Source organism: Bradyrhizobium sp. KZN70725 (assembly GCF_055264925.1).
In genome coordinates this window covers 186749-205252 of sequence record NZ_JBUYWT010000013.1, presented here as the reverse complement: position 1 = coordinate 205252, position 18504 = coordinate 186749, and the positions used below count along the sequence as shown (strand labels likewise).

The 18504-nt window shown below is 61.7% G+C and carries 16 protein-coding genes and 1 tRNA gene; 6 read left to right on the top strand and 11 right to left on the bottom strand.

Annotated features, from left to right (window positions below; all coding sequences use genetic code 11):
• Window positions 1-842: 842 nt before the first annotated feature.
• Window positions 843-1766 (bottom strand): non-homologous end-joining DNA ligase, encoded by a 924-nt coding sequence (ligD, locus tag ACZBJS_RS15670; protein WP_316399448.1) that lies wholly within the window; start codon window positions 1764-1766, stop codon window positions 843-845.
• A gap of 122 nt (window positions 1767-1888) precedes the next feature.
• Between ligD and ACZBJS_RS15665 the strand changes: the two genes are divergently transcribed.
• A complete protein-coding gene (locus tag ACZBJS_RS15665) occupies window positions 1889-2119 on the top strand; it encodes a DUF3606 domain-containing protein (protein ID WP_092090290.1) in 231 nt (76 codons plus the stop codon).
• Between the two features lie 314 nt (window positions 2120-2433).
• On the opposite strand, the gene ACZBJS_RS15660 is transcribed toward ACZBJS_RS15665, so the two are convergent.
• From ACZBJS_RS15660 to ACZBJS_RS15650, 3 genes are all read right to left on the bottom strand, one after another.
• Window positions 2434-2613: a hypothetical protein gene (locus ACZBJS_RS15660; RefSeq protein ID WP_316399447.1), complete on the bottom strand. Its 180-nt coding sequence runs from the start codon at window positions 2611-2613 to the stop codon at window positions 2434-2436.
• A 103-nt stretch (window positions 2614-2716) separates the two neighbouring features.
• On the bottom strand, window positions 2717-2908 hold the full coding sequence (locus tag ACZBJS_RS15655) for a hypothetical protein (protein ID WP_057019190.1): 192 nt from the start codon (window positions 2906-2908) through the stop codon (window positions 2717-2719).
• A 25-nt stretch (window positions 2909-2933) separates the two neighbouring features.
• Window positions 2934-3176: a hypothetical protein gene (locus ACZBJS_RS15650; protein WP_316399446.1), complete on the bottom strand. Its 243-nt coding sequence runs from the start codon at window positions 3174-3176 to the stop codon at window positions 2934-2936.
• A 1813-nt stretch (window positions 3177-4989) separates the two neighbouring features.
• Between ACZBJS_RS15650 and ACZBJS_RS15645 the strand changes: the two genes are divergently transcribed.
• Window positions 4990-5148 (top strand): sigma factor-like helix-turn-helix DNA-binding protein, encoded by a 159-nt coding sequence (locus ACZBJS_RS15645; RefSeq protein WP_200844582.1) that lies wholly within the window; start codon window positions 4990-4992, stop codon window positions 5146-5148.
• 340 nt (window positions 5149-5488) lie between these two features.
• On the opposite strand, the gene ACZBJS_RS15640 is transcribed toward ACZBJS_RS15645, so the two are convergent.
• The 3 genes from ACZBJS_RS15640 to ACZBJS_RS15630 all read right to left on the bottom strand — a co-directional run bounded on the left by ACZBJS_RS15640 (window position 5489) and on the right by ACZBJS_RS15630 (window position 6591).
• Window positions 5489-5659, bottom strand: a complete 171-nt coding sequence (locus tag ACZBJS_RS15640; protein WP_316395688.1) for a hypothetical protein — start codon at window positions 5657-5659, stop codon at window positions 5489-5491.
• 210 nt (window positions 5660-5869) lie between these two features.
• A complete protein-coding gene (locus ACZBJS_RS15635) occupies window positions 5870-6079 on the bottom strand; it encodes a hypothetical protein (protein WP_141340037.1) in 210 nt (69 codons plus the stop codon).
• A 98-nt stretch (window positions 6080-6177) separates the two neighbouring features.
• Window positions 6178-6591 (bottom strand): hypothetical protein, encoded by a 414-nt coding sequence (locus ACZBJS_RS15630; protein WP_316395770.1) that lies wholly within the window; start codon window positions 6589-6591, stop codon window positions 6178-6180.
• 363 nt (window positions 6592-6954) lie between these two features.
• Between ACZBJS_RS15630 and ACZBJS_RS15625 the strand changes: the two genes are divergently transcribed.
• From ACZBJS_RS15625 to fabF, 3 genes are all read left to right on the top strand, one after another.
• Window positions 6955-8073 carry a glycoside hydrolase family protein gene (locus ACZBJS_RS15625; RefSeq protein WP_316395689.1) on the top strand — a complete coding sequence of 373 codons (1119 nt, stop codon included), beginning with the start codon at window positions 6955-6957 and terminating at the stop codon, window positions 8071-8073.
• A gap of 294 nt (window positions 8074-8367) precedes the next feature.
• Entirely contained in the window at window positions 8368-10677 is a 2310-nt protein-coding gene (locus tag ACZBJS_RS15620) for a tetratricopeptide repeat protein (protein ID WP_316395690.1), read from the top strand.
• A gap of 171 nt (window positions 10678-10848) precedes the next feature.
• Window positions 10849-12099 (top strand): beta-ketoacyl-ACP synthase II, encoded by a 1251-nt coding sequence (gene fabF, locus ACZBJS_RS15615; RefSeq protein ID WP_463438859.1) that lies wholly within the window; start codon window positions 10849-10851, stop codon window positions 12097-12099.
• 50 nt (window positions 12100-12149) lie between these two features.
• On the opposite strand, the gene ACZBJS_RS15610 is transcribed toward fabF, so the two are convergent.
• From ACZBJS_RS15610 to ACZBJS_RS15595, 4 genes are all read right to left on the bottom strand, one after another.
• On the bottom strand, window positions 12150-13331 hold the full coding sequence (locus tag ACZBJS_RS15610) for a radical SAM protein (protein WP_316395693.1): 1182 nt from the start codon (window positions 13329-13331) through the stop codon (window positions 12150-12152).
• 128 nt (window positions 13332-13459) lie between these two features.
• Window positions 13460-13855 carry a hypothetical protein gene (locus ACZBJS_RS15605; protein WP_229189152.1) on the bottom strand — a complete coding sequence of 132 codons (396 nt, stop codon included), beginning with the start codon at window positions 13853-13855 and terminating at the stop codon, window positions 13460-13462.
• A gap of 535 nt (window positions 13856-14390) precedes the next feature.
• Window positions 14391-17174 carry a UPF0182 family membrane protein gene (locus ACZBJS_RS15600; protein WP_316395694.1) on the bottom strand — a complete coding sequence of 928 codons (2784 nt, stop codon included), beginning with the start codon at window positions 17172-17174 and terminating at the stop codon, window positions 14391-14393.
• Window positions 17175-17390: 216 nt separating this feature from the next.
• Window positions 17391-17465: transfer RNA gene (locus tag ACZBJS_RS15595), tRNA-Glu, on the bottom strand.
• Between the two features lie 586 nt (window positions 17466-18051).
• Between ACZBJS_RS15595 and ACZBJS_RS15590 the strand changes: the two genes are divergently transcribed.
• A complete protein-coding gene (locus ACZBJS_RS15590) occupies window positions 18052-18504 on the top strand; it encodes a (2Fe-2S)-binding protein (protein WP_028333166.1) in 453 nt (150 codons plus the stop codon).

Below are 18504 nucleotides of genomic sequence, written 5' to 3'. Positions count from 1 at the left end.
CTCGCTGGTTCCTCTCCCTCGGCGATCCATCTCGGCCTCCTCGACCACGTTGAATCTCCCTTAATATGCGATTCTCAACCCTCCAGATCGCGGCTTTCTGACTCAGTAAGATTAATGGATCATGAGGGCTGCGGCGATGCCGAACGCCGTGAGCGTTGCAACGGCCAAACAGGCCTCGGCATACGTTTAAACCCGCTGACGCAGTAAAAGCTTGCCGGTTGCCGGACATCGCCGCGTTCCGCGAAGACAACGCACCCCGTAGCGGCCCCGCGAGCAAAGATCCGGATTCCCGGCGGTCAGTGCACGAAAGCCAGCATCAGCGCAAAGGTGACCAGCGCGTAAGTGCTGGTGACGGTGATGCCCAAATACAGACGCTCCATTGCGGCCTCCTGCCCTCAAGGCGCCGCCCCCGCGCCATCAACTTAGCGCCCGCTCCGGCGCCGAGCAGCTGGAATTCCGGGTCATGGTAAATCTACGGGACCGTCCATCCGGGCTAGCCCCTGTAAGCTGCCGGCGCCGACCCCGTGGGCTCTTTGCGTCCGACTGAGGAAGTACCCCTCTCTTTCCAATTGCCGGCCCGTTGGGCTTATCACCGTGCAGAACGTGAAGCTGGAGGACGCCAGCTGCGAGATCGTCGGCAACGTCACGGCCAAGCCTCGTTTATTCGTCTGGTTGGAAGCCCTCCGGCATTCGAGGAGGACCGTCATCATTCGGCTGATTGCAGGCCGGACAGGGCGCACCGGCGCCTCCGCAAGCGCAGGCGTGCGGACCGGTCCAGGGCTGGTCCTGATGATTCTCGCACACCCATCTTGTGTCGTCGCAAAAGATGCAGCGAGGCTTGCTCATAGATCTTCTCGCACCCCACGAAAGAACGGATGCCGCACCTTGCCCTCGGCGGATTTGGCGCGGTACTCGATTTCGGCCAGCACCTTCGGCTCGACCCAGATCGCCTTGTGTGCAATGCGCTTGGTGTAGGGCTGCGTCTTGCGGATCAGCGGCGTCAGGCGTTTGCGGAGATCGGCGGCCGAGGCCTTGTCGAAGCCGTGGTCGACCTTGCCGGCGTAGATCAGCTCGTTGCCCTTGCGCCGGCCGACGTAAATTCCGTCCCATTCGTTGTCGTCCAGTGCAAAGCCGGCGATGGTCAACGTCTCGCGCTGGGCGCAGGTTTTCTTGACCCAGTCGCGGCTGCGGGTGCCGGTCGGATAGGCGCTATCCGCCACCTTCGACACCACGCCCTCATAGCCGAGCCTACAGGCATGCGCGAACATCTTGGGGCCGTCCACCTCGAAGCTTTCGCTGAACTGGACCTCGGTGCCAGCGACGAGCTTCTTCAGCAGCGCTTTGCGCTCCTTCAGCGGCAGCTTCCGGAGATCGCGGCCATTGAGATGGAGCAGGTCGAAGGCCACCATCACGATCCTGGTCGACTTACCGCGCAGCTCGTTCTGCAGCACGGAGAAGTCGGTCGTGCCGTCTGGTGAGGGAACGACGATCTCGCCGTCGATGATGGCTGATGATGCGGAAATGTGCCAGGCGTCTTGGACCACCTTCTTGAAGCGCCTGGTCCAGTCGTTGCCGCGCCGGGTGTAGATCTTCACGTCTTCATTAGCGATGTGAGTCTGAACCCGGTAGCCGTCGAACTTGATCTCGTGAATCCAGCGTGTGCCGCTCGGCACCTTCTCGATCGGCGATGCCAGGGCCGGCGCGATGAAGCCGGGAAAGAGCGCCTTGGTCCCGATCGCCTCGGGCTTCCTACGCTGAAACGCCACAACGCAACTCCACAAACAATAAGCTGATTCAAACTGGCGCAATCGCAATCGTTCCGACGCGGGTCCGCAAATGGAACGGTCGATCATAAACCGAGTTGGCCCTCATCGACAGGGAGGCCGGAATGGCAAAGAAAGCGAAGAAGCAGACCGCGCGCGGTCGCAAGCAGGACCGAGCGCGCGTCGCCGGCGGGCAGGATTACGAAGTGCGCTATGAGGCGAAGAAGACCGGCAAGTCGGCCGCATCGGTGAAGAAGGCCGTCAAGAAGGTCGGCACCAGCCGCAAGCGAGTTGAGCGTCGGCTCGGGTCGGCGATGAAAAGGTCGTTAGGAACGGCACCTTCGAAGCGACGTTAGCAATGTGCTGCTCGCGGCAGAGCGGCATCATGGATGAAAGTGCCCCGGCTCTTGCCCCCGAAGACCGGGGCACATTCTCGATCAGTTTGAGCGGCCCCGGCTGGCACCTCGCTGGGGCACCGAATCGGCCTCGGCATGTCCTCTCGCTGGGGCCGTTTCGCTTCGGGGAACAAGCAGGAGTCCAGAGGCCGTTTCGCGAGAGTAAACAGCCCGCTCCTTTGTCTCGGTGGCCGTCAGCCGCAAGCGCGTCGATCGTCGGCCGAGTTGCGGTGCCGGTCGGAGTTAGGGCCTGGTCGGCAGCAATCAACCGGTACTCATTCGATCCCGAAATCGCGCTCGTTCGGAAGCGGAATCGGCTCATGGTGACTTCGTCCCAGAAACGTGTCGGGCTTGGGCAACCCCAGCGCAGCGTTGGCTCGGGCGAGGAGATCGTCCGCTGACCTGCACAGCCGTTCGAGTTCAATCTGCAAATTCGTTGGGCGGTAAACAAGCATTGCCGGCTCCGAATAACTGGACTGCTCGTACAGGATTGAGCGTAGGCCTGAATATTTCTCGGAGCAAGGGCTTAGATGACCGGCCTCGCCGCTCGGCTCGGATCTAATGGGTCGTGGGCGCGGATATAGTCCCAATGATTTGCATGTCTTCTTTCCGCACGGTTACGCGGCGTCCTGTCTCGGCAGCGATCTTTCGGGCGGCTCGCATCGCGGAATCCTCGTCCGTCAGTTCGAGCAGGATGATGCTGCCTGTTCCCGAGAACGCGTCAGGGTTCAAGAGTTCGATGATGAACAATGGTCCCCCCTCCGGACGATCATTTTCACCGCGCGTTTATAGCGGCCTTGACGCACCGCGATTGCGCAGGATCATCCGATCTCGCACGAATCTGGTTCGTCAGCGCCTGCGCTATGATCTCGGCTTGTTCCTTGGTCAGCTTCTCGGCAAAGGGGCCATTTTTCTTTATCTGTGCCGGTCCTTTGAGTTCGCTGTCGTAGACCATCCAGCCAATGCTTCCTTGCCGAACGAGGAAACGGCCTCGCATCGGGCGTCCAATAAATTCCATTGCAACCATCCACCTGTGAAACGCAAGTTCACCGATTAGCTTGCAGGATGGTGTGCTCCGCATTGAACTATGTGAATCGTTGCGATCAACTTTGGACAAGCACCGCTCGCGCTTTCCGCAGCGAACTGAAAACGGCCCCAACGAGGGGGCCGCCAACCCGAGCGATACGGGTTTTCTTCCAGGCAGTCGGGGGGCACCTTGGCTGACCAGAAGCGCCAATTAGACGCTCTTGTCCTCTCGATGGTTCCTTGCCTACTGCGCATATTTTGGGAGAAACTGGCGGTCGCACAGGAGCGTGCTAGCAATAGCTCCGTCGGGTCGCGCCCCGGCAATATCGGACGACTGGGCCTCAGCAACGGCGTTTCGGCGTGCTGGGGCCTTTTTGCGATTACCTAAAGGGGGCGCCATCGAATTGCTAGGAAGTCGCCATCTCGCCAGACGAGCTGACACGAACTTCGGCTAGCTAAGGGCTTCAAGAGATTAACACATGCAAGTGCCGGAACTTTCGTCGCCAGCATGATCCGGTGAACCTGCCTCCAACAACACAGACCGGAATCAGGTAGCGGCTCCAGCACCGGCCTCCCGGCCCCCAGAGGTGCTGGGGCCGTTTTTACAATTAAGGGGTAATCCAAGGTGCCGTCGGCGTTTGTCGCATTCCCCGGTAATATGCAGTGCGCTCTCGGACATGAGCGCGCGTGGGGACGGCTCTGGCGCGCACGCTAGCCCCGCAAAGCGCCGGAGCCGTCTCACGGCGGCGACGGGTGCTATCCTACATGAGATGGATCACCGGCTCATAGCGGTCCAGATGCGCGGACCGAGGCTGGGGCTAATAACCGGCTCGTGGTGATCGCCAACAGAGCCAGACGGGCCGAGCGCCGTCAGCCAAGCGCGGGCCATCGCCCTCGCTGAGGGCATTTTCTTGGGCCAAGAAAAAAGCCCGGCGCGAGCGTGGTCGGCTTTCTCTTGGGCGGATGCGAAAATGAAAGAGGCCGCCAACGGAGGCGGCCGTAGCCCAAATTGGGTCATTCCGTCATTTGGTCGCTCCAGATGCGTTCGCCGCATTTGCATTCCATGAGCCGCACGGTTTTCCCGCCGACAGGATCGAGGAAGGCACGGACGAGTTCGGGGATGTCAGAGCATCTGGGGCACTGCTGCCAGTCCATGGCTTTGTGCGGCGTCGTTCGCTGATCTAGAGTGGGCTGGTTCACTTCAGTTCTCGATGCGCTCTTAGTGGACTCCTTAAGTTACAAAGTGAACAGTTGTTCCTGGGTTGCGCCGCGAATCCTAAAAAGGCATGGAACATCTTGGAGCATGCTGTTCCAGCCAAAGGCCTTTGTTTGCCTCGAAAAGCGCTAGCTCTAACCGGAACGACCGAAGGCCGGCCTCGGCGAGATGGCGTCGCCTCTGTTCACGCACCAGGATCGCATATCAATGGCTCGCTGAGCGCGATCCAATAACGCTATCGTCTCTTCGCTGAATGGCTGGCTCATGGCGCAACTCCTCCTTGCAGGCGGGAGCGCGCTCGGTCTTCAGCCACCGACGCCTACGGACAAAGCCTTCGCCGGTGATCGCGGGACAATGAGCCAGTGCAGCAAGCCTGGCAAGTTGATTTACTGTCCACCCGCGCCGGTCATCCCTTTCGGGACGACCGACGGCGAGCTTTGGGCCGGGCATCCCGTGCTAAGGGAGATACTGTCCTAATTAGGACACTCGACCGAACAAACGAGAAGGACCGGCAAATCCCGGGAAGACGAGATGACCAGGATGTGCAATTGGTACTGGCATTTCAGGACGAAACAATTCGGAGAACATCTTGCCAGCTTGGGCCGAAGAGGAAGAGCAGCGCCTGCTACAGATGATCCGCGAGACCGAGCTAACCCAGCGCGAGATCGCCCAGAAACTCGGCCGCACAGAGGCCGCAGTCAGCGCCCGACTGACGATAATGAGGAAGCGTCTCGCGGCGGGGAGCTAGGCTCGCTCAACAGCTTCTTCCCGCGAAGAATCTTCACTTAAGATAAGGCCGGAACCTAGATGGGACACGGCTCCTGACACGCCTAAGTAAATGCGAACACCAAGGCCGCGGCGCAAGCTCTCCATATGTTCAGGTTCAGTCACGACGATGGCGTCGAGTACAGCCTCATGGCGTTGGCGGCGATATCGTTCGTAGCGCTCATCGTAGGCGTCGGCGCCCTGTTTATGTGATGAGCCTGCCATCTCATGGATGATCCAACCGTCTTGGCCTCAGCGTGTACCCCCTCGCTGGGGCCATTCTTTGGGGCGCCAGCCTAACGGTGCTATCCCGCCGCCGAAAATCAAACCGGCAGCTCGATACCTCGCCGCTTGAGCAGGTCCTCGATCTCAATGGCCCGCCGGGCTTCGCGCGCTTTTTTCAGCAAATGCTCGCGCTCTGCTCCGGGGGGAAGACCTGCCGCTTTCGCCCTCGATTCCTGAGCAAGCCGGTCAAGCCGAGCGGTGAGCGACATCGTTTGTATCGTCCGTTTGCGCCGTTTCTTTACCATGACAGTTCGCCTGACATTCCAACCAGCGACCGTCAGAACACCAGCCGCACGGGCTCGCATTGTCCTGGGATAATCTAGGCGCTCGAAATTTTTTCATCCGTTAGGAACTGACGCGCCGGTGCTTTTTGAGCGAACAGGTCTCAGCTTGAATTTCGCAGCGGGTGGTCAGCCACTTTAAGACCGGGCCAGATTGGCAGGTCGCCTGCCTTCGGGATGCTTGTCGATTGTCCGCTTCGCTGCAGCGATCGCTTCTTGAGTACGTTGGTAGGTCATTGTTCTGATGGTTTGGCCGCCGGCGATCGGCGTGACTTCGACCAAGAACCCACCGCCGGGTTGCTCGATAATCACCAATCGGTGCGCTAGATATTCAAATTCGTCCGTCACGTTAGTGAACTCGTTCTGGATTTCGGAACAAGCGGGTAAGGCCTGGAATGTTCCAATAGTGAGGTGGGACTTTGGGCGCAGCCTGCTCTGCGACGGTGTCAGCGCTCTCCCGGCCACCAGGTTGAGGGCGGGTTCATTGCGGAGATCTTAGCCGTCCGCAGTACCACAAGATGGCTGCGCTTGAACGGGTAGCCGGAGCGTCGCGAGCACAGCTTGCAGCGCATATAGCGCTCCAGCTCGTGGATCGGCGTCCACTTCGGCCGCCTCACGATATCGAGCGCGACCGTCTGATGCGTCTCGCAGCCGAGGCATTTCACTTCGAGGTAGCGGAAACCGGCGTTGAGTGCATCGCCGAGCGCGGGCGACGGCTGGGCGGGCCCCTGAAAAGCGAGCATGCGGGCGTTCCATGCCCGGCAGGCCGCACCATCCGCCTCCAGCCGGGCCTCCTTGGCGCGCTCGGCCAGATGCCTGACCGTCGCTCCGAACAAGTACTCCCGAGATTTAGAGCCCATGCTGGTCACAAAAGCCGGATTCTCCTGTCGTTGCAAATTCCCAAGATATGGTCGCGCGGAACCGGTCCTGAGTACAGAAATCAGGCCGGTCAGTCGTTGTACTGGTTGCAGTCGGCGGCAGCGAGTCGATCGTTGTGCAATACGATCTGATCTCCGCCGTGGCAGCGATTTCAAGAAGACTCTGCAGCGGCCGCAACCTCGACTGCGAGCACCGCCGGTAACTGATCCGCCGAGCATCCTGCGCGTTTCAATCCGAGGCCCGCGTCATTTTCAGAAACAAATCTCCGGGCGAAACGAGCGCCCGAGTGTGTCATCACAACGGAATTGTTTGCTCGATAGACGGCACGACCCAGGATAAATTTCATGATTGTGCGGGGACTTGTTTTCGTCATCCTCACGCTTTTCCCGGCAGGCGCAATTGCCAGAAGCTGGTTTCTCAATGGCGTCGGGAGCAGCGGCATTTATCACATCTGGGAGTTCGGCGACGACGGCCTGGTGTCGAGCCTGACGCCGGCGCTGTCGCCGCCCGATGGCGTTCTTCATTTGGCGTGGCCATCCGCGATCGCGCCGGATGCGCATACAAGGCGTCTTTATGCGTCGGCCTATACGACGGGCTGGTTTCAGCGGCGGCTCTGGACGTCGACGAACGAAGGAGCCTGGATTCCGTGGGGAATCGCCTTTCAGTCGGACGCGTCCGAGCCCGGCGGGATCGGCCCGGCGCAGGTGGTGTATGAGCCTGGAGCAGCCGAGCCGTACATGATCTATTACCTCGACCGCGCGGCGAAGCAGATCAAGCTTGCGACCAGCGTTGACGGCATGACGTTCACGCGCCACGGCGCCGTGATCACGCCCTCACTGCCCGAGGAAGCGTCCGGGCTGTCGATCAGCTATGCCTGTCGGCGCGCGAACGGCGAATATGTCATCTTCTATCACGGCTACTACAACAACACGCAGAACGCCGTCGCGCTGGTTGCCACGGCAGATGGCCCGCACGGCCCGTTCACGAAGAAGACCGTCATTGCGCGGCCGGATGGTTTTGCGTCGACGCTTTCCGCCCACCGTCTCAATGCAACCGCCACCGCTGATGTCGCGGTGCCGCTGGGGATTCCCCTGCTGGTCGGTGGCGGCACGGCACGACAGGAGGCCAACGTCGCAATCAAGCAGGATGAGACCACGATCTGGTTCGAGCGGCCATTCGTGTTCGATCACGCTTCGGATCGTCTGGTTTCGGTCTCGCGAAACAAGGTGGAGCTGTCCTACGCCCAGGAGCAGCCGGACGGCAGCTGGCGCGGCGTCTTCTCGCTCTACAATCCAGATCCTGGCGTCGCTTCAGAATATACGACGGAGGGCAGCGCCCGATCCCTGACCGCGCCATGGTCGTATGCGAGAACGGGGTTTCGCTTCAAGCCATGGTATCGCGGCGGGGAGAACTCGACTGAGAACCCGACGCCGCTTCTCAGCAACGACGCGTGTTCGAGCTAGAATGGCAGGCGCATCGTGAACGCCGGCCTTGATGCTCCGGACGATGCCCCCGCTTCCGGCGTGACCGTCCACGGTTCGGCTGCGGCTGACGAGGCAGCCGCTCGGCCGACCGAGAACCATCCGCTTCAGCCCGACTATTCGTGGAGCTGAGTTCCTGGAGGCCGTTGCGCAATCGAGGGCGATCTGCAAGTTTTCAACCTTTAATCAACGGGCGATCCCTATCGCGGGCACAGGATGCGACATGTCCGCCGGCGTGAGGCCAGGACCCGGACACCGAGCGCGTGAAGACGTCCGATGCCCGAAACAGGTGAATCTCAAAAATCCAGTTCGACCGACTTGCAGCGCGCCTTCGCGCAGGCGGTCGCGCTGCATCAGCGGGGTCAGTTGGCGGCCGCAGAGAAGATCTATGAAGACTTGCTCCGACAGCAGCCGGACAACTTCGATGCGCTGCATCTGCTGGGCCTGATTTCCGCGCAGACCGGCCGCAGCGAGCGCGGCGTCGACCTGATCCGGCGCGCGATCAGGCTCAACGGCAACGTCGCGGACGCGCACAGCAACCTCGGCAACGCGCTGCGCGCGTTGCGCCGCTTCGACGAAGCGCTCGCGAGCTTCGATGTGGCGGTCGCGCTCAGGCAAAACCTCGCGCCGGCGCTCTATAATCGCGGAATCACGCTTGCGGACCTCGGGCGCCACGAGGAGGCGCTCGCAAGCTACGATCGCGTGCTCGCGCTGGTGCCCGACCATGCAGACCCCCATCGAAACAGGGGCGCCGCGCTGAGAAAGCTGCAGCGGCCGGAGGAAGCCCTGGCGAGCCTGGACAGGGCGATTGCGCTCAGGCCCAACGATGCCGGCGCACACAACGATCGTGGCAACGTGCTCAACGACCTCAAGAGGTTCGATGATGCGCTCGCGAGCTACGACCGGGCCCCGGGAATCGCCGGCGCGTGCTACAATCGCGGCAACGTGCTGGTCGAACTGGATCGTCTCGAAGAGGCCGTTGCAAGTTACGACAAGGCGATCGCCCTGCGGCCCGACTATGCCGAAGCCTACAACAACCGCGGCTCGGCGCTGTTCAGGCTCAGGCATCATGAGGCGGCGCTCGCCAGCATCGACAAGTCGATCCGGCACAAGGGCGACGATGCGGCTGCTTACGCCAACCGCGGCAAGGTTCTATCCGTTCTGGCGCGCTACCCCGAGGCACTCGCCGCCTATGACAAGGCCGTCGCGCTCAAACCGGACCAGGCCGACATCGAAGGCTATCGTCTGCACGCCAAATCCCACATTTGCGACTGGGCCGGCTTTGACGCCGAGTGCGACCGACTTGTCGAGTTGATCAGGACCCGGAACGCGACGACGCCGCCATTTCTGTTTTGTAGCCTTCCTTCATCGACCGCCGACCAACTGCTATGCGCCACGCGGTGGACCGCGAAGAATCATCCGCCGTCCGCAAGCCAGCGCTGGCGGGGCGAGCGCTACCATCACGATCGAATTCGCGTCGGCTATTTCTCGTCGGATTTCTGCAACCACGCGACATCGCTCTTGATGGCAGGGATGTTCGAGTGCCACGACCGGTCGAAATTCGAGACGGTGGCAATCTCGTGGTCGCCCAACGAGCCCTCGGAGATGCGTCGACGGCTGGAGGCGTCGTTCGATCGATTTGTCGAGGTCCGGGACATCAACGACGATGAGGTCGCCGACCTGATCAGACGATTGGAGATCGACATCCTGGTTGATCTGAAAGGCTTTACCGGGGGATCCCGCACCAGAGTCCTTGGCCGCCGGCCCGCCCCCATCCAGGTCAATTATCTGGGCTATCCGGGAACACTCGGTGCCCCGTTCATCGACTACATCATCGCCGACCGTACCGTGATCCCGGACCGCCATCGCGAATTCTACAGCGAAAAGGTGGTCGCCCTGCCCGACAACTATCAGGCCAACGACGACAAGCGCGTCATTGCCGATCGCGTGTTCACGCGCGGCGACGTCGGGCTGGCGCCGACCGGCTTCGTGTTCTGCTGCTTCAACAACAACTACAAGATCACGCCTGACATGTTCGATCGGTGGATGAGGATTCTCGGCCGCGTCGAGGGCAGCATGTTGTGGCTCCTCGAAGCCAACGCCGACTCTGCCGCAAATTTGCGAAAGGAGGCGGTCGCGCGTGGCGTCGCTGCGGAGCGCCTTGTGTTCGCGCCGCGTATTTCGTCACCCGACCATCTCGCACGCCATCGCCTCGCCGGCCTGTTCCTCGACAGCACGCCCTACAACGCCCACACCACCGCCAGCGATGCGCTATGGGCCGGCCTGCCGGTGCTGACCATTCTCGGCGACACGTTTGCCAGCCGGGTCGCGGCGAGCTTGCTCCATGCGGTCGGCCTGCCCGAGCTCATTGCGGAATCTCCGGAGGCTTATGAGCGCATGGCGGTCGATCTTGCGACCGATCCTTCGAGGCTCGCGGCGCTCAGCACCAGGCTGGCGGCCAACCGGCTGACGGCGCCGTTGTTCGATACCAAACGTTTCACCCGGCATATCGAGGCCGCCTACACCACGATGTATGCGCGTCACCGGGCGGGCATTGCGCCGGACCATATCGTCGTCCCGGCGTGATCGTTGCTGCCTGACGGCAGTTGCTCGTCAGCGGAGCGCTGAGAGCGAAGTCAATCCCTTGACGTCCGGCCGGTCGAGACAATAGATGACAAACATCATATAACGACCCGACGCCCGGGCAGGTTCGAATCCCGGCCATGCCGGTTCGCACCAGGGCGCGACAGGAGAGCCATGCGTCGAATTGTTGTGACCGGTCTGGGGACGGTGTCCCCGCTGGGCTGTGGCACCGAACTGGTGTGGTCGAGGCTGCTGGCGGGGCATTCCGGGCTTACGGCATTGCCGGAATGGGCGGCGGCGCTGCCGGCGCGCGTCGCAGGACAGGTTCCTGACAAGGCCGGGGATGCCGAGGGCGGCTTCGATCCTGACCTGGCGGCCCCGCGCAAGGACCAGAAGAAGATGGACCGGTTCATCCTGTTCGCGCTGCTCGCAGCGGCTGAAGCCGTGGCGCAAGCCGGCTGGATGCCGGCCGACGCGCAGGCGCAGCAGCGCACCGCGACCGTGATCGGCGGGTTTCCCGCGATCGCGGACGCCGTGCGCACGGCGGAGAAGAGCGGCCTGCGCCGGCTGTCGCCGTTCACCATTCCCTCCTTCCTGGCCAATCTCGCGGCCGGGCAGATCAGCATCCGCTACGGCTACAAGGGTCCGATCGGCGCGCCGGTGACCGCGTGCGCCGCGAGCGTGCAAGCGATCGGCGACGGCGCGCGCCTGATCAGATCAGGCGAAGCCGACATTGCGATCTGCGGCGGCGCGGAGGCCTGCATCGATCCGGTGAGCCTCGGCGGCTTTGCGGCGGCGCGGGCGCTGTCGACGTCGTTCAACGACACGCCGGCGCGGGCGTCGCGGCCGTTCGACCGCGACCGCGACGGCTTCGTGATGGGCGAAGGCGCGGGCGTCCTCGTCATCGAGGAGCTCGAACACGCGCTTCGGCGCGGCGCGAAACCGATCGCCGAGCTCATCGGCTACGGCACGACGGCGGACGCCTATCACATCACCGCTGGTCCCGAAGACGGCGACGGCGCCCGGCGCGCGATGGAGGCGGCGCTGCAGCAGGCCGGGCTGCGGCCCGGCGAGGTCCAGCATCTCAACGCGCACTCGACATCGACGCCGGTCGGCGATCTCTCCGAGTTGGAAGCGATCAAGCGCGTGTTCGGGCGCGCGGGAGGGATTGCCGTCAGCGCCACCAAGTCGGCGACCGGACATCTGCTCGGCGCCGCCGGCGGCATCGAGGCGATCTTCACCATCCTGGCGCTGCGCGATCAGGTCGCGCCGCCCACGCTCAATCTGGAGAACGCCGATTCCGCAGCTCAGGGCATTGACCTCGTCGCGAACGTCGCGCGGCCGATGGCGATCGAACACGCGATCTCGAACGGTTTTGGATTTGGCGGCGTCAACGCCAGCCTGGTGTTTCGACGGTGGTCCTGAGGCGGTCGGGCGTTGCGCGCAATGGAACGATACCGCGCGTGCCGAATTGCCTAACCGCCCGCCGCTGCGTTGCGCACGTCAATCCGTTCCCCGTCCTGCTTGCGGACGTAGAGATGACGTTCCAGCACGGATTGCATGTTCTCGAACATCGAATAGAGATCGTCGCAATAAACCGACGGATTGTCGAAACCGTTCTTGGTGGAGAAGCGGTGCGGAAGGTAGCCTCCGCCGCAGGCGTTCATGAACTTGCATTGCCGGCACTTCTCGCAAAGATTGACTGAAGCATCGCGTGCGGCTTTCCAGCGCGGCTCGGTCCTGACGTCGTCGATCGCGTGATCGAAGATGTTGAACCGCGTGTTGGTGAAACCGTCACCCGCAATGCGCAACACGTCGTGGGCCTCCACCGTGCCGTCGGTCATGACCGTGCAAAGCTCGACCGGCTTGTGGCCGACACCTTCGGTCGGCGCGTTGTTGCCGATCAGGGCCGAGACCATGTCGGAAATGATGCGGACATTCGATGTCGGCGTCGTGCGATTGGCTTCCAGCCACAAATCGAAAAGGCCGTTATAGAACGGGGCAATGGACGACGGCTTCTCGTCCACCGTCGCGTCGGGAATCATGATGTCGTAGTTGGCGATGCCGCACGCCGCGAAAAAATCCGCGTACTCCTGCGGCGCGTAGGCCGGGTTGCAAACCGCGAGGGCGATCACGCCGATGTCGCGCGATACCAGCATGCGGGCGGCGCGTTCCACGGCGGCATGGGTGCCGGTCCCTTGAAACGTCTTGCGGTGAGCGTCGTGAATATGTGCCGGCCCATCGATGCTGATCGCCACCGAAATATTGCGGGCCTCGAAGCAGTCGAGCCATTCATCGTCAATCAGGATGCCGTTGGTCGTCACCGCGATCGGGATCTCGCAGCCGGTCCGGGATGAAATGCCCTCGCAGCCCTCCGCAAAACGGTGAAAATTATCGACACCCCAAAGCAGCGGCTCACCGCCGTGCAGGATCACGGGAAAGTCGACGAGGGAGTATCTGGCGACGTGCTGTTCGAGGCGCAGCAACAGCTGTTGCAGCACCTCGGCACTCATCAGCTTGGGCTTGTCATAGACGGCCGCATCGCGAAACCAGTAGCAATAGGAGCAATCGATGTTGCACCTCGCCGCTACCTTGACCAGCAACTGCGTGATCGGCTGCTCCTGGAACGCGACGGAATTTGAAGCGTCAACCGACATGCGGATTACCGGCAAGCTGCGATCGGGCTAGATCATGATGCGTTTCCACGGAACCGCATCATGATCTCATCTGTTTGTTTGAGCATGATCTTTTCGGAAAACCGGTTTCCACTTTTCCGGATCATGCTCTAGTAGCCTCTGACGAAGCCACCTCGTCGGAACGCGCCTGCTCCGGGATAATATCCGCCGGCCCTGCGAAATGCGCCGGCGCCCGGATAGTAGCCGCCGCCCCTGCGAAAGCCGCCCGCATAGGGCCCCCTGGCAAAGGCCCCGCGCCTGAAATAAACCTGAGTTGCCTGAGGCTGGTCGGAAACCACCCCCAGCTGGAAGCCCTGTACGTCTTGAGGGCTCTGTTCTTGCAAGCTCTGTTCTTGAGGGCTCTGTTCCTGAGCGCCCTGTTCCTGAAGGCTCTGCTCGCGCACACCACTCAGCAATGCGTCGATACCCTGATGATCGCTTTCGATTGTCGCACCCGGCCCGTGCAGTTGCAGCAGGCTCGCCAAGACCGTCAGCGTGATCGCCATCGTTGAGCTCCTTTTCGCGATATCGCAATCAAACGAAATGTCGGCGCGTGCCTTACGCCGGTCGAGCAACTGAAAGTATAGCAGCGGATTTGCAGCGGAGTCTAGGTATCGCGTCTGATGCTGCGCCGATCAGTTCGCGATGGGCGAACGACCAGGGCACGCTCTCGCGCGAGCCCGTTCCGAAAGACCTCCGCAATCGTTCACGAATGTGATCGCGGCCAACGGCACCGCAATCTGAATCGGGAGCCGCAGGCATGCGCGCGAAATGGCCGCTTTTACGTGCCGAAGCGGGTCAGTTCCGGGTTTGCGGATGAGGGCTCAATGGCGCGCCAATCGGAACGAAACTGCGAACTCTTATGTGATTGAAATTGCAATGCGACCTTTAACAATACCCGATTGAGGCGTGCGTCCGCACTCACAATTCCCCGAGCCCATTGGAGCGCGATGACTTTTCTTCGAATCGTCATCCCGCTCTGGCCCTTTGATTTGACACGATCTTTTCGGACAACCGCTACACGCTTTTCCGGATCATGCTCTAGTGACCGGCGGAGCGTCGGTTCATTTCCTCAAGGGGCTCGCGCAGGGCATCGAACTGGGTACCGAAACCTTTCCAGTCTCCCGCCTTCAATCGCTCCATCGCCTGATTGTAGTGATCGAGCGCCTGCTGCGCCGGGCTCGCCGTCCCGCCTGCAGGGGACACCGTTTCCGTTGCGTTTGAAACCGCCGGCACCGCACCGGGCTCCGCGAACAACGCGGCCAGGGCGTCAGCGAGCGTCTCCTTCATCACGACGTGCTCACCGTAGGCCGCGATCACGCGTTTCAGCTCCGGCAGGTGTCCAAGCTCGGCGCGCAAATAGAGCGGCGAGACATAAAGGATCGAGTTCTCGATCGGGATCACCAGCAGGTTCGCACCGCGTATCACCCGCGAGCCCATCTGATTCCACAGCGTGAGTTGTTGCGAGATCTCGGTATTCTGATTGATCCGTGCCTCGATCTGAAACGGCCCGTAGACAAGCTTGTCCTTGGGGAACTCGTAGACAATCAGCTTGCCGTAGTCGGGGGCGTCGCAACGCGCCGCGAGCCACGCGATCATATTGTCGCGACGGCTCGGTACCATGGGAAGCATCAGGAAGAACTCGGCCTGCGGCTCGCCGGGCAGCCGCATGATGATGTAATAGGGGGTCATCACCGAAGTGCCGTCGCCGCCCGGCTGTCGCGGAAACTGCCAGAAGTCCTCGCGGTTGTAGAATATTTCGGCCTGCTCCATGTGGTAGGTCTGATACAGCCGCGCCTGGATCAGGAACAGATTCTCCGGATAGCGGATATGCTTCTGCAAATCCGCCGGCATGGCCATGAACGGCTTGAACAGGTCCGGGAAGATGCGCTGGTAGGTCGCTGCAATGGGGTCGCTTGGGTCGATCAGGTAAAAATCGACCGTCCCGTTATAGGCATCGACGACAACTTTCACCGAATTCCTGATGTAGTTGAGATCGAGCTCCGGCACGGGCTGCGCTGAGGGGAAATAGGAGCTCGTGGTGTAGGCATCCTGCATCCAGAACAGCCGACCGTTGCTGACGACCAGATAGGGATCATGATCGAGCCTGAGGAATGGGGCGATCGTGCGCACCCGTTCCGTAATGTTGCGCCGGATCATGATCCGGCTGTCGGCCGTGATATAGCTTGAGAGGACCAGATTCGCGTCGTTGAAGTAGTAGGCGAACAGCGTTCTCCATCCCAATGCTCCGATCGGCACACCGCCGCTGCCGTCATAAGCCGCATAGACGTTGTCCTTCCCCTTCGGATAATCGAACTCCGGGATGCTGGCCTTGACGATGACGTAGTCGTCGCTCTCTTCGCCGAAATAGATGCGCGGTTCGTCGATCCTGGGGCCACCGTCGGCAACGGGCGGAATATCGCGCAAATAGAAGAACGGCAGTCCTTCCGTGTTCTTGCGGGTGACCGGGCTCATCACTGCGCCGTTGCCGTGCGTAAACAGCACGTGGCGGTTGACCCAGGTCTGGGCGTTCGCCGGCAGCAGGGAGGCCCGGAGTTCGCGGGCCGAGAGCATCACGCTCTGGTAGGAGCCGTCGAGCCAATAGCGATCGACGTCAAGATCGTGGAATTTGTAATAGGTACGGATCTCCTGCAGCTGCGCGTAGGTATTCGACAGCGGCAGCCAGTCCCACAGCCGGATGTTGTCGATGGTCGCCTTGTTCGCTTCCAGCGTCTTGAAGGTCAGCCTCTGTTCAGCGGCAAACGGCCTGGTTGCGATCCGGTCGAGATTGTAGGCCTGCCTGGTGAGCGCAATGTTGCGTTCGATGTAGGGCTTCTCCAGCTCCAACTCCGTCGGCTTGACGACGAAGTGCCGGAAAAGCGAAGGGACGAGGCTCGACAGCATGACAGAGCCGACGCCGACGAGGATGAACGCGGCGGCAAGAAGCCGGTAGGTGCACGCCCGCAAATTGGCCCATGCGATGAGCGCCGCGATGATCGAAAGCCCGATCATCAACCACAGAGCCGGCAGCCCCAGATGGACATCGGTGTAGCTCGCCCCGACCACGACACCATTGTCGCCGTAGAGCAGCAGATAGCGGTCGAGCCCATAGGACCAGGCTTTCACCGCGAACAGAAGGCCAATCAGCGCCGAGCCATGCGCGATCACGGTCGGCGAAATTGAACGGTTGTGAACATCGTATTCGATGTCGCCGCGCACCCAGTAGATCGCTCCGGCAAACAGCGCGCCCAGGATAATTGTCAACAGCATCCAGTTCTTGATCGCGATATAGGCGGGTAGCGAAAAGAGATAGAACCCGATGTCCTTGTTGTAGAGCGGATCCTGCGCACCGTAGGGCACGTGGTAGAGAAACTGCAGGAAGATGTTCCAATTGCCGACTTCGCCTGCGGCAACCAGCACGGCGAGCACGCCCGCACCGAGCGCGACAAACCGCGGCCGGGCTAATTGGTCGCGCAGCTCTACGAACGGATCGGGCGGCGCCGTAAAACCGGCGACCTTCCCCGGGGCGACTCGGTTCTGTAGCGGCTGCTGCATGGCAAACAGCACCGCCAGGACTCCGTTCAGCGAGAGGACGACGGTGGTCACCGCGAAGACGGAGAGAAAGACGATCGCCTTGGCGCCGATCGCCGTCAGGAAAACCTGTAGGTAGCCGATCGATGAAAACCACAGCCAATCGACCAGGAAGTCGCTCGCGAACGAGAGCAGGATCAGGCAAATCGTGATGACGATGGCCGCAACGATCAGCCTGACCACGCCACTTTGCCGTGGTCCTTTCCGGCCGGGTCCGGTAATCCCGATCGTCATGGCTTCATCATAGCGGAAACGAGGGACGCCCGCCGCTTGTTTCGTGGTGGGGATTGCCCGCCAAGGCGCGATGAGGGCTCGAAGCTGCGTCACCGGGACGCAAATGAGCACAAGGCGGCAACTGCTCAGGCGGCCGGCGTGATCAATCAGTCGTCGAGCAGGAAAGCTCCCGGCGAATGGAGCCGTATCGTAAAATGTCGTGGAATAGCGAACATTTGGCGCTCCCTAGGGGAATCGAACCCCTGTTTCAGCCTTGAGAGGGCCGCGTCCTAACCGCTAGACGAAGGGAGCGTTGAGAGGCAAGGCAATAGCCTTGAAATCCGGCCGCCGCAAGATGCCTTGTGCATTGCGGCGGGGATTTTGTCACGCATGCTTTACGAACGCCGCCGGGGGCATCCGGCGCCATAGCGCTGGATTCCGGGTTCATCGCCGCGCGATGCCCCCAGGTGCGCAATCGCGCACCGGGGACGGCGGTGCCGGGCGAGATGCCGCGCGTGCCTTTGCCCGAGCGCGTCGCACCTGCACGCTACAGTGGCACCGCCCGCGCGATTGCATGATGGCCACCCTGAGATGTCATGTCGTCGTCGTGCACGGCCCTGCTTTCGCCAAATGGCAATGCAAAACACTTGGCTGTGAAGTCACCCGGCGTCCGTCTCTGCTAACATCGCAGCCCTTCACCATGCTGCGCCCCGCACGGCGCCGGACAAGCGAGAGGAGTGCTTGGAACAAAGCGCAAGCGCTTGACGGCCTTGGCGCACGGCAGATTTGGCTCACGAATATCTTGGCACAACAAACATCAGCGCGGTCGCAGGCCATGGAAGACGTTCCGCACCTCGCGCCGCACAGGTCAATAGCTTAAGCAGAGCGAGGACAGACCATGATCAAACTAAAAATCAACGGCCAGGAACAGAATTGGGACGGCGACCCGGATCTTTCGCTGCTCTGGTATCTCCGTGACGAAGCAGGCCTCACGGGCACCAAGTTCGGCTGCGGCCAGGCGCTGTGCGGCGCCTGCACCGTGATCGTCGACAAGGAGGCGGTTCGCGCCTGCATCACCTCGGTGTCCGACGTCGTCGGCCGCGAGGTCACCACCATCGAGGGGCTGCATCCGACCGGCGACCATCCGGTGCAGAAGGCCTGGCGCCAGGTCAACGTGCCGCAGTGCGGCTACTGCCAGGCCGGCCAGATCATGCAGGCCGCGGCGCTGCTGGACCAGAACCCGAAGCCCAGCCACGACCAGATCCGCGAAGCCATGGCGGGCAATATCTGCCGCTGCGGCTGCTACCAGCGGATCGAGAATGCCGTCCATCTCGCATCGACGGGGGTGTGA

What these genes read in the sequence shown, in the direction of transcription:
- ACZBJS_RS15660 (WP_316399447.1), bottom strand. Translation starts at nt 2,613, where the DNA reads ATGCTTGTTTACCGCCCAACGAATTTGCAGATTGAACTCGAACGGCTG.
- ACZBJS_RS15640 (WP_316395688.1), bottom strand. Translation starts at nt 5,659, where the DNA reads ATGTCGCTCACCGCTCGGCTTGACCGGCTTGCTCAGGAATCGAGGGCG.
- ACZBJS_RS15610 (WP_316395693.1), bottom strand. Translation starts at nt 13,331, where the DNA reads ATGTCGGTTGACGCTTCAAATTCCGTCGCGTTCCAGGAGCAGCCGATC.
- ACZBJS_RS15665 (WP_092090290.1), top strand. Translation starts at nt 1,889, where the DNA reads ATGGCAAAGAAAGCGAAGAAGCAGACCGCGCGCGGTCGCAAGCAGGAC.
- ACZBJS_RS15600 (WP_316395694.1), bottom strand. Translation starts at nt 17,174, where the DNA reads ATGACGATCGGGATTACCGGACCCGGCCGGAAAGGACCACGGCAAAGT.
- ACZBJS_RS15605 (WP_229189152.1), bottom strand. Translation starts at nt 13,855, where the DNA reads ATGGCGATCACGCTGACGGTCTTGGCGAGCCTGCTGCAACTGCACGGG.
- ACZBJS_RS15590 (WP_028333166.1), top strand. Translation starts at nt 18,052, where the DNA reads ATGATCAAACTAAAAATCAACGGCCAGGAACAGAATTGGGACGGCGAC.
- ACZBJS_RS15620 (WP_316395690.1), top strand. Translation starts at nt 8,368, where the DNA reads ATGCCCGAAACAGGTGAATCTCAAAAATCCAGTTCGACCGACTTGCAG.
- ACZBJS_RS15630 (WP_316395770.1), bottom strand. Translation starts at nt 6,591, where the DNA reads ATGGGCTCTAAATCTCGGGAGTACTTGTTCGGAGCGACGGTCAGGCAT.
- fabF (WP_463438859.1), top strand. Translation starts at nt 10,849, where the DNA reads ATGCGTCGAATTGTTGTGACCGGTCTGGGGACGGTGTCCCCGCTGGGC.
- ACZBJS_RS15625 (WP_316395689.1), top strand. Translation starts at nt 6,955, where the DNA reads ATGATTGTGCGGGGACTTGTTTTCGTCATCCTCACGCTTTTCCCGGCA.
- ACZBJS_RS15650 (WP_316399446.1), bottom strand. Translation starts at nt 3,176, where the DNA reads ATGGAATTTATTGGACGCCCGATGCGAGGCCGTTTCCTCGTTCGGCAA.